The sequence below is a fragment of the Paenibacillus lemnae genome, from assembly GCF_012933385.1.
Lineage (GTDB): Bacteria > Bacillota > Bacilli > Paenibacillales > Paenibacillaceae > Paenibacillus_AQ > Paenibacillus_AQ lemnae.
Genome location: NZ_JABBPN010000017.1, coordinates 82,604 through 92,543, shown reverse-complemented (window position 1 = coordinate 92,543; position 9,940 = coordinate 82,604). Strand labels below are relative to the sequence as shown.

10 protein-coding genes are annotated in these 9,940 nt (G+C 49.8%); 1 reads left to right on the top strand and 9 read right to left on the bottom strand.

Annotation, left to right across the window (positions count from 1 at the left end; genetic code table 11):
- Nucleotides 1–130 precede the first annotated feature (130 nt).
- From HII30_RS16610 to HII30_RS16570, 9 genes are all read right to left on the bottom strand, one after another.
- Nucleotides 131–988, bottom strand: coding sequence for a carbohydrate ABC transporter permease (locus tag HII30_RS16610; RefSeq protein WP_169506170.1), 858 nt, complete (start codon nucleotides 986–988; stop codon nucleotides 131–133).
- Nucleotides 978–1,943: a carbohydrate ABC transporter permease gene (locus HII30_RS16605; RefSeq protein ID WP_169506169.1), complete on the bottom strand. Its 966-nt coding sequence runs from the start codon at nucleotides 1,941–1,943 to the stop codon at nucleotides 978–980. Before HII30_RS16605 ends, HII30_RS16610 begins: the two co-directional genes overlap by 11 nt.
- Nucleotides 1,936–3,255: an ABC transporter substrate-binding protein gene (locus tag HII30_RS16600; protein WP_169506168.1), complete on the bottom strand. Its 1,320-nt coding sequence runs from the start codon at nucleotides 3,253–3,255 to the stop codon at nucleotides 1,936–1,938. Before HII30_RS16600 ends, HII30_RS16605 begins: the two co-directional genes overlap by 8 nt.
- Nucleotides 3,256–3,350: 95 nt before the next feature.
- Nucleotides 3,351–3,926 (bottom strand): glycerol-3-phosphate responsive antiterminator, encoded by a 576-nt coding sequence (locus HII30_RS16595; protein ID WP_169506167.1) that lies wholly within the window; start codon nucleotides 3,924–3,926, stop codon nucleotides 3,351–3,353.
- Nucleotides 3,927–4,003: 77 nt separating this feature from the next.
- Nucleotides 4,004–4,924 carry a ComEC/Rec2 family competence protein gene (locus tag HII30_RS16590; RefSeq protein WP_169506166.1) on the bottom strand — a complete coding sequence of 307 codons (921 nt, stop codon included), beginning with the start codon at nucleotides 4,922–4,924 and terminating at the stop codon, nucleotides 4,004–4,006.
- Nucleotides 4,925–5,178: 254 nt separating this feature from the next.
- Entirely contained in the window at nucleotides 5,179–6,324 is a 1,146-nt protein-coding gene (gene mutY / locus HII30_RS16585) for an A/G-specific adenine glycosylase (protein ID WP_169506165.1), read from the bottom strand.
- Between the two features lie 3 nt (nucleotides 6,325–6,327).
- The gene (gene acpS / locus HII30_RS16580; RefSeq protein WP_169506164.1) at nucleotides 6,328–6,726 is read right to left on the bottom strand and encodes a holo-ACP synthase; all 399 of its coding nucleotides are present in this window, start codon (nucleotides 6,724–6,726) and stop codon (nucleotides 6,328–6,330) included.
- Between the two features lie 78 nt (nucleotides 6,727–6,804).
- Nucleotides 6,805–7,614 (bottom strand): ammonia-dependent NAD(+) synthetase, encoded by an 810-nt coding sequence (gene nadE, locus HII30_RS16575; protein WP_169506163.1) that lies wholly within the window; start codon nucleotides 7,612–7,614, stop codon nucleotides 6,805–6,807.
- 113 nt (nucleotides 7,615–7,727) lie between these two features.
- Nucleotides 7,728–8,162: a BrxA/BrxB family bacilliredoxin gene (locus HII30_RS16570; protein ID WP_169506162.1), complete on the bottom strand. Its 435-nt coding sequence runs from the start codon at nucleotides 8,160–8,162 to the stop codon at nucleotides 7,728–7,730.
- Nucleotides 8,163–8,580: 418 nt separating this feature from the next.
- On the opposite strand from HII30_RS16570, the gene HII30_RS16565 reads away from it, so the two are divergent.
- Nucleotides 8,581–9,852: a BaiN/RdsA family NAD(P)/FAD-dependent oxidoreductase gene (locus HII30_RS16565; RefSeq protein WP_169506161.1), complete on the top strand. Its 1,272-nt coding sequence runs from the start codon at nucleotides 8,581–8,583 to the stop codon at nucleotides 9,850–9,852.
- The last annotated feature ends 88 nt before the right edge of the window (nucleotides 9,853–9,940 follow it).

Here is a 9,940-nt window from a genome sequence, read left to right as displayed (position 1 = left end):
AGAAGCTGCCGCCTGCAACATACAGGCAACAGCTTCTTCACGTATCCTAACCTTTTTTAAAATGTCCTTTACAAGGGGTACAGTTTAATTTCAGGGTCACCTTTTTTAATACAATCCGATATCCAAGCCCTCATTTGAAGGTTGAGTTGGCCATCGCCGCAACGATATGCTTTTGCATCGCAGTAAATATAATAATAATCGGCAGGATCGCCATCACACTGGAAGCCATGATCACGTTAAAATACATCGCTTCATTGCCGGCAATGGAATCCCGCAGCATCGCAATACCGACTGTCAGCACACGCATGTCATCGGTGTTGGTCATGATCAGCGGCCAGAAATACGAATTCCAAGAGGATATAAAAATCAGGATACCTAGTGTAACTACCGTGGGCATAGCCATCGGCAGCAGCATGCGATACAGGATAGCGAAGCGCCCGGCTCCATCCACCCGTGCCGCCTCCAGCACATCATTATTTAAAGATTTAAACGACTGACGCAGCAGAAAAATACCGAAGGCAGAAGCACCATGAGGAACGATCAACGCCCAAAATGTGTCCAGCCACCCCAGTTTGGACATCATGACGTATGTCGGGACGAATGTGATCTGCTCTGGTACAATCAGAGCGGCCAGTACCAGAAAGAACATCAAATCCCGACCCCAAAAACGTCCCTTGGCAAATGCATAGGCAGCCATCAAGGCTACATTCAGCTGCAGAAGGATAGAGCCTGCTGCCATGATCAGCGTGTTGGCAAAGAACCGGGCGTAAGGAATGACTCGAAATGCCTCGGCATAATTTTCCCAGGCAAAGCGCTCAGGCCAGAACGTCGGGATCGCCATGCGCATCTCCGTTCCGGTCTTCAGCGAGCTGACCAGCAGCCAGTAAATCGGAAAGGCCATAAGCAGCATGACGGCCAGCGCTAGAGATACCCTTGCAGCATGCAAAGCGCGATAGTGCGTATCCCCCGCCATTCTTCTATCCTTCATAATGCACCTTCTTCCTGCCGACAAACCATTGAAGCAAGGTTAACAGCATAATGATTACGAACAGAATCATAACCAGGGCAGAGGCTCTGCCGGTCTTGAACTCCGCAAAAGCCATCGTGTAAATCCAATATACAATTGCATTGGTGCTCTTCAGTGGTCCCCCATTCGTCATCACATCAATCGATTGAAACACCTGCATAGAGGAGATAAAGGTCGTGATGACGAGAAACAGTGTCATTGGAGATAACAGCGGCAGTGTGATATTCCGAAATGTATGAAAACGGCTTGCTCCATCCATTGCCGCTGCCTCATAGTATTCGTTCGGAATACTGCGGATCCCGGCAATAAACAAAATCATCGCGAAACCGACACCCTTCCATATCGACACAGTCACAAGTGCCGGCAGCACCGTTTCCGGATTAATCAGCCACTCTACCGGGTCCATGCCGAATAAGGTGATAATGCGGTTCAGCAATCCGTACTGTCCGTTGTAGATCCAGGTGAAAACCATGGCAGCGATCACCATAGAGATATAATAAGGCATAAAAATCACGCCGCGGATCAAGCCGAACAACCGGGAAGAATTAACGTTGAGCAGCATCGCGAGCAGCAGGCCGATGGCCAGTGTAAGCACCACATCCATAACGGTGTATATCAAGGTGACTTTCAGGGACTGGTAAAAATCTGCGTTGGAAATAAGCCTCGTATAGTTATCCACACCGACAAACTTCTTAACCGGCCGGGTCATATTCCAGTTCGTAAAACTGATATATACCGAATAGATCATCGGATAAAAAAGAAATACGCCCAGAAAACCGAGAGCAGGCAGGGCAAAGGCGAAATCCTTCCATTTCTCTATGGTACTGTACGATGTCCGGTTAGAAGTAGAAGCGGATGCCCTGCCGGGCACCGCCTCCGTTGTTTTTTCACTTGATCTCACAGTCAAATTACTCATAGTCCGCCAGAATATCGTTGATTTTAGATTCCGCGTCCTTCATAAGCGGCACCGGATCCTGCTGATTCAGAATCATCTCGCCGATCACTTCTTTATACACTGCGCTGAATTCCGGATATGCCGGATGCTGCAGACGAGGTGTTACTTCATCAAAATGCTCATATACGGCTTTATATTGCGGCCATCTTTCAAAATACGCGTCGCCTTTATCGGACTCAATCGCAGATTTACGTGTCGGCAGGTAGCCTACCGATTCCGCCCATTCGATGTTCTGGTCTGCCGATGTCATAAACTCGATAAACTTCCAAGCCGCTTCCTGCTCGGCTCCCTCTGTACCTTCCATCATGACAATGCCTGCCCCGCCAATATTGGAAGTACGCTTCTGATCACCTGGCAGGAAAGATACCCCAACCTCAAAATCCGCATTCTCCTGGTACATTTTCAGCATGGCTGAGGTATGCTCTACCATAGCGATCTCGCCGCCCATGAACATTTGGCGCATATTATCCGACGCTCCTTTTCCGAAGCCCATGTGCATGCTGCCTTCATCCATCCAGCGTTTGAAATTCTCAATATAACGGAGAGATTCCGGAGTCTGTACAGCCGATGCCGAGAGATCATCGTTCAAGATCTGTCCACCCCCGTTAATGATCCACGGATCGTAGTACCATGTATCCCAGCCTGGAATTGAGAAGGCATAACGTTCCGTCTTGTCTCCATTTTTGACCGTTACCTTTTCATTAAAAGCGTCGATCTCGTCCCAGGTTTGAGGCGGCTGCACACCAAGTTCGTCCAGCATCGTTTTGTTGTAAACAAACACACTCGTGCTGACAATCAGCGGAAAACCATACTGCTTGCCGTTATAGCTGTAGGCATCCAGCATGCCTTTGGAGAAATCGGCTGTATCGACTCCATCACGTTCAATATATGGAGTCAAATCTGCAAACACACCGCTGTCTGCAAAATTAGGTAATGACGCAACCTCTACGTTCGTCACAGCCGGTACATCGCCTGCGGCCACAGCGGCCTGCAGCTTCTTATGAAGATCCGGATAAGCGCCCTGGAACACCGGCTCCACGGTAATATGCGGGTATTTCTGGCTGAATTCATCGATCATTCGGTTCAACCCTTCCAATTGGGCTTCTGCGTGAGCATGCCAGTACTGGATCGTTACCGGTGTAGTGTCCTCTTTCATTGCCGGATCCGCTGATGCCGTGGCCGCTTCATTTTCTCCCGTTCCGCCTCCGCAAGCCGACAGTCCCACAGCGAGCGTGACCGCAAGCGCCGTGTTTAACCATTTTTTCATCTTCATGTGTGTAAGACCCCTTTCAACTCCTTAAAATGACTGCTCTGCTTCTCCAGGGTTTTCTCTGGGGTCTCCACCCAGAAGCTGCAGAACAATGTCTTTCACCAAAACTGAACAGCACCTGTAGATATATGATTAGCTCCACTTTCCAAAGCCAGGTGAATTTCCTGTTCACTACGGATCAATTCGCCTACAATCAAAGGTCGTTCTATTCTCTTCTTCATATCAGCTATGACTCGCGGCATGAGGCCCGGCATAAGTTCCACCTCATCAGGACGAGCTTGATTAATCATTTTCACAGCTGTTTCCACCGCGGCAGAATCAATGGCAAAAACCCGTTGTATCGACATGATGCCAGCTTGGCGTGCTGCAGCCACCGCGTTGGTCTTGGTTGTCACAATACCGTCAATGCCAAATCGGTCAGCTATGTATTGTACAGCCACATTGTCTCTGCCGATACCGCCTACCATTTCCAAATGTACAAACACTTTTTTCCCGCTTTGATGCAGGCTGTCCACAATCTCAGACAAGTTCAAAATATCACCAGCCATAAGAATCACTCGATCCACCCTGCTGCTCATAGCTGCTTCGAGCTGATCCATCCGGGTAACGGATGCAATGATCGGGAATACCTTCAGATCCGGCTTTTCTATATTGTCCTCCCCCTTTGACTCCATCTAATGTAACGTCCAACAATCAGCACAAAATTAATGCAGTGTAAATTCCATGTAAGGATTATTTATTCATTTGCTTTTCATTTATCTGTATTTATGCTCTCTGGAAAGGCTTGAATATGAACTCCGTCTGAAATAAACAGCATGTTTCCATTGATTCCTGTATTCCATACATGATCGACTTTGTCCTCGTACCGCTTCATCACATCCAGGCTTTGCAAAATGTTCGCACTGATGATGACATGTTCTGCACCCACCGTATCGATAAATTTGCCGGATGAAGATGTGATATCTCCATGATGAGGCGCATGCATCAAATCAGCCTTTAAATGTTCTCCATACCTCTTCATCAGCTCATATTCTGCCGTTTTGTAAATATCCCCCGTAAATAAAATCCTCGTATCTTTGTAGACCATTAACAGCACCATAGATTTGTTATTATGTTCTTCGGTGGATCGCTTCTCGACTGCCAGCTCACCGCTGCCAGCCTCCGGATTTAAGATCTCAATGTGCAGATCATCCGACAATTCCAGACGATCACCTTCCTGAAGATGCTGCTCCTGAATTCCCTTCTCCTTGAGCGCAGATTGAACCTTCGAATAGGTATCTGTTGTATGGGGTATGCCGTTCGAATAATAGGATTGGACAGGCAGAGTTCGCAGAAGGGTCGTCAGTCCGCCGATATGGTCAATATGCGGATGCGTGTTGATGACGATATCCAGCTCATCCACCCCCAGAGTACGGAGCATCTCATCCAGCTTAGGTCCGGCCTCAGGAATCCCCGCATCCAGCAGGATGTTCTTACCGTCCGGGGCTGTTACCAAGATGGCATCACCCGATTTATCCTTGGATTCCAAATAAAAGTATCGAACAGCCAGCTCTCCGATTTTCGGCCTCCAAGTCGTAAATTCACTTTCTCGCTCCGGTGCAGAGCAAGCATTCAGAAGCAGAAGCAGCAAGAGCGCTATAGATATGACTTTAACCGCGTAATGTTTAAGCATGTAGATGACCTCCCCAACCGAATCTGCATGATACATGACAGCACAAAGAGCCCGGACACACTTCTCCCGTATGCAGGAGCTTGCGTTCGGGTTTTCTCATCATCTCTACCCTTATGGATGTCATGAGGTATAGAATAGCCTATATATATTAACTCCTTGTCAACGCGGGATGAATCGGAGGTAAAACATAAAAAAGACAGGATGGCATTATAAGCCTTCCTGTCCGCACATGATCTGCTGCTGTGAAGAGTGTTCTATTCAAAATAATCATTCAAAATGCGTAAAAACACATTCGGAAACGCATACCGCTCCATATCTTCCTTCCGGATCCACTGGTAATTTCCTGTCTCGTAGGCAGCAGCCTGCTCAGCCGCAACAAGTGGAGCGGCAGGCTCCGGCACCTGCCCATCATAGCGGTACACACGCATATACCAGATAATATGACTGAATGTATGCTCCGCATTCATGACATGCTCCCCTCCTGAGGCGGGAATATGCTCCGCATTCAGCGCAGCGCCCAGCCTGTCCGCTGCTGCTTCATCAGGCAGCGGCACATAAGCACCCGGCTTCACATCCGGTGATTCGGGCACATGAGGCAGCTCCCACATGCCTGCCAGCAGCCCGGTATCCGGGCGTTTGCGGATCAGCACCTTGCCTGCATGCTCTCCTGTCCCTTCCACAATGGCAGTCAGCCGGTACTCCGGGCGGGGAGGCTTGGCTTTGGTCTTAACTGGAAGCTGATCTTCCTTGCCCTCGATACGGCCCCTGCAGTGTTCCATCACAGGACAGGTAAGGCATTTCGGTGACTTCGGTGTGCATACCAGTGCACCCAGCTCCATCAGCCCCTGATTAAAGTCCGATGCTCTTCCCTCCGGAATCAGCTGCATGACCAGCTCCTCCATATGCTTCCGGGTCCGAATCTTCATAATATCTTCTTCAATAAGAAAATAGCGGGACAGGACACGCATGACATTGCCATCCACCGCCGGAGCCGGCAGATTAAACGCAATGCTGCGAATCGCGCCAGCCGTGTAAGGTCCGACACCTTTCAGCCCGGCTACCTCTTCCTTACCGCTCGGCATGATGCCGCCATACTGCTCCTTGACCTGCCGTGCCGCAGCCTGCAGGTTTCTTGCCCGGGAATAATAACCGAGTCCCTCCCAGCACTTCAGCACCTCATCTTCGGGCGCATCCGCCAAAGCCTCCACAGTTGGAAATTTCTCGATAAACCGGTTGAAATAAGGAATTACCGTATCGACCCTGGTCTGCTGCAGCATAATTTCCGAGATCCAGATAAAATACGGATTCCGGTGTCTTCTCCACGGCAAATCCCGCTTAATGACAACATACCATTGAAGCAGTTCCGTGCTAAAATACCGCTGTTGCTCAAAATGTTCCATGAATCAATCTCCCTTTCGCTCAATCACCGCAAAAGCAGAGGCCAGCTCACTCTGATGCGAAATACTCAGATGAATGAGATAGTTCTCGGGATCGGCAATCCCAAGCCTTGACCATGCAGCTCCCGAAATGGCTGCAACCGGTCTGCCCAGACGATCTGGCAATACTTCCATATCCAAAAAGCCTATATTAGCACCAATTCCGCAGCCAAAAGCCTTGCTGAGTGCCTCCTTTGCCGCAAAACGCCCGGCAGTAAACTCTGCCTTTCGACCGCTTCTGTCCTCTGCAAGCTGTCGTTCCGACTCTGTCAGGACACGTTCCATAAATTTCTGGCCGTGAGTTCCGCTTAGCAGCAGGTTTACACGTTTGATTTCCAGCACATCATGTCCGATTCCGTATATCAATGCACCAGCTCCCTTGATTCCTTCATATAAAAGCCCCGAAAGCTATGAGCTTCGGGGCTTTCTTCTTTGCTCAGCATCTTAAATGCCAGGGATGGTATTGCGTTTATGTGCGGTTTTGCGGTAGTAACTTTCCAGCTTCTCACGAACTTCGGGAGCCACTTCCTTGCCTTCCAGGTAATCGCTGTTATCCTCGTATGTGATGCCCAGCTCCTTCTCGTCGGTCTGTCCTTCCCACAGGCCTGCGGTCGGTACTTTATCCAGAATGGACTGCGGAACCCCCAGATACGAACCGATAAGGCGAACCTGGCGCTTGTTCAGCGTGCTCAGTGGCGTAATATCCACGGCGCCGTCGCCCCACTTGGTGTAAAAGCCGGTGATTGCTTCGGAAGCATGATCAGTGCCTACGACAAGCAGATTTTGTTCAAAAGCAATGGCGTACTGGATCACCATGCGCGTTCTTGCCTTAACGTTTCCTTTACCCGGTATGCTGACGTGCTGGTGAACACCAATGTTTTTCAAGCCATGCTCTACCTCAAGCGCAATCTCATTGACGGCTTCCTCGATGTTCGTCTCCACCGTATATTTCAGGTTGAACGCCTTGGCTGTCTCATAGCTGTGTTCGATATCCGACTGCGTGCCGTATGGCTGGAAAACACCGAGTGTTTTGAATTCCTTACCAAGCTCCTCTGTCAGCTCATCAGTTGCCAGCTTGCACAGGCCAGTGGCTACAGAGCTGTCGAGTCCTCCGCTGATGGCGATCAGCAGGCCCGAGGTACCGGAATCCTTCACATACGATTTCAAAAAATCCACACGTTTTCTGACTTCCTGCTCCACATTGATCGTGGGCTTCACACCAAGTTCAGCAATAATCTGTTCCTGTAGGCTCATGTTTTCCGGCTCCTTTCGAAATCACCGCATTGTTAGTCTACCTTCACACAAAGACCCCTTGGCTTCGGGATCGCCGAATGCTTCGGGGTCTGAATGATTACTGTCATTAAAGATTAACGGCAGTAACGATCAAACGCATCCGCGAGATCTGCCGCAATTTCCTCTGCGGAGCGGTTCTCTACCTGATGACGTTCAATAAAATGAACCAGCTCCCCGTCTTTCAACAGAGCGATGGACGGAGATGATGGCGGATACGGCGCAAAGTACTCACGAGCCTTGGCTGTCGCTTCCTTATCCTGTCCTGCAAACACGGTAAACAGGTGATCCGGCTTAATGTCACCTTCCAGTGCGCGGGCCACACCCGGACGAGCCTGACCTGCAGCACAGCCGCATACCGAGTTCACAACAACAAGTGCAGTTCCTGCCGCTCCAGGAAGCTGTGTCTCTACTTCTTCCGCAGTCGTCAGTTCCTTGATACCGAGACTGGTCAGCTCGTCACGCATTGGCTGAACCATATCACGCATATATCGATCAAAAGACATACCCATAATTCTTCCACTCCTTATATAAACAAGTTTGTTACATATGAATACAAAGTATCATAATCTATATTATACAACCCCTAGACATGAAAGCAAGATATGTACAGTCTGTAAAAAAGGCAGATTCCGCTTGGAATCCGCCTTCCATTGCTGCTCTACTAGGACACTACGTAGACGGTTTGTTCACGCCGTCTGTCTTTTTATCTGTGATGTTTTCCCCTTGACGGCTCTTGTTCTCCTGCTTTTGCTGTTCCTGCTGTCTGGAATCGTTCTTGGACATGTCGCAAGCCTCCTTTTTCCACATGATGGCTTTATTATGGCTTGCTGCTGCATTCTTTATCCATCGTGGATGTACTTGGGTGAAGGTGCGAAGTCGTTTATAATAGTGGATAAGATGAATGACCTCAAAAGGAGCTAAATGAACATGTCAGATTATGATGTCATCGTGGTTGGAGGAGGCCCTTCCGGCCTGATGGCTTGTGTCGCAGCCGGAGAAGCGGGCGCATCCGTTCTTCTTGTTGACAAGGGAGACAAGCTGGGACGAAAGCTGGGCATTTCCGGCGGGGGCCGCTGCAATGTCACCAACGCCAAGGATACCGACGAGCTGATCGCTCACATTCCGGGAAACGGCCGGTTTTTATACAGTTCTTTTCAACACTTTAATAACCACAATATTATGCAGTTTTTTGAACAGCTGGGGATCCGTCTGAAAGAAGAAGACAACGGGCGCATGTTTCCCGTTTCCGATAAAGCATCAAGCGTCGTCAATGCCCTGGTGGGCAAGGTAAAAGAGCTTGGAACCGACATCCGTACCAACAGCCCGGTTGACCGCATCCTGTACGAGGATGGAAGAACAGCCGGAGTTCGTCTCAAAAATGGAACAGTAATCAAGTCCAGCTGTGTTGTGCTTGCTACTGGCGGGCAGTCTGTGCCGCAGACCGGATCTACAGGTGACGGGTATCCATGGGCTGCAGCAGCAGGCCACACCATCACGGAGCTTTACCCTACTGAAGTGCCCGTCGTATCTACAGAAACGTGGATTTCATCCAAAGAACTGCAGGGCTTGTCCCTCCGGGATGTCGAGCTGTCAGTATGGAATCCGAAGGGTAAAAAAGTGATCGGGCACCGCGGCGATATGCTCATTACTCACTTCGGGGTATCGGGTCCGATCGCCCTGCGCTGCAGCCAGTTTATCCGTCAGGTCCAGATGAAATTCAATACGGTGAATGTGGAGATGGCGATTGATCTGCTTCCTGACTTGTCTTTAGGCGCTGCCGAAGAAGAGATTCGGAGCCGGTTTGCAGAGGAGCCCAAGAAAGCGGTGAAAAATGTGCTCAAAGGCTGGCTGCCGGAACGGCTGGTTCCACTGCTGCTCTCACGGGCTGAGGTAGATGGAGACACCGTATGCAGTGTGGTTTCCAAACATGCGGTCAGCGCCCTTTCCTCTGTATTGAAAAAATTCACATTTCGAGCTTGCGGCACACGGTCTCTTAAAGAAGCATTCGTGACCGGCGGCGGGGTCAGCCTGAAGGAAATCCAGCCGAAGACGATGGAATCCAAGCTGATGCCGGGCCTGTTCTTTTGCGGCGAAATTATGGACATCCACGGGTATACCGGGGGGTACAACATAACTGCCGCCTTCTCAACCGGGTATACGGCAGGCATGCATGCCGCAGAATCGGCGTCTTACCTGTAACACTCGGCGGAATTGCTGCCTTCAGTCTGCATGTTCCTGCCAAGTTGTATGCAGATGGAGACTATTCTCTGACGAAAAAACCCGGCAT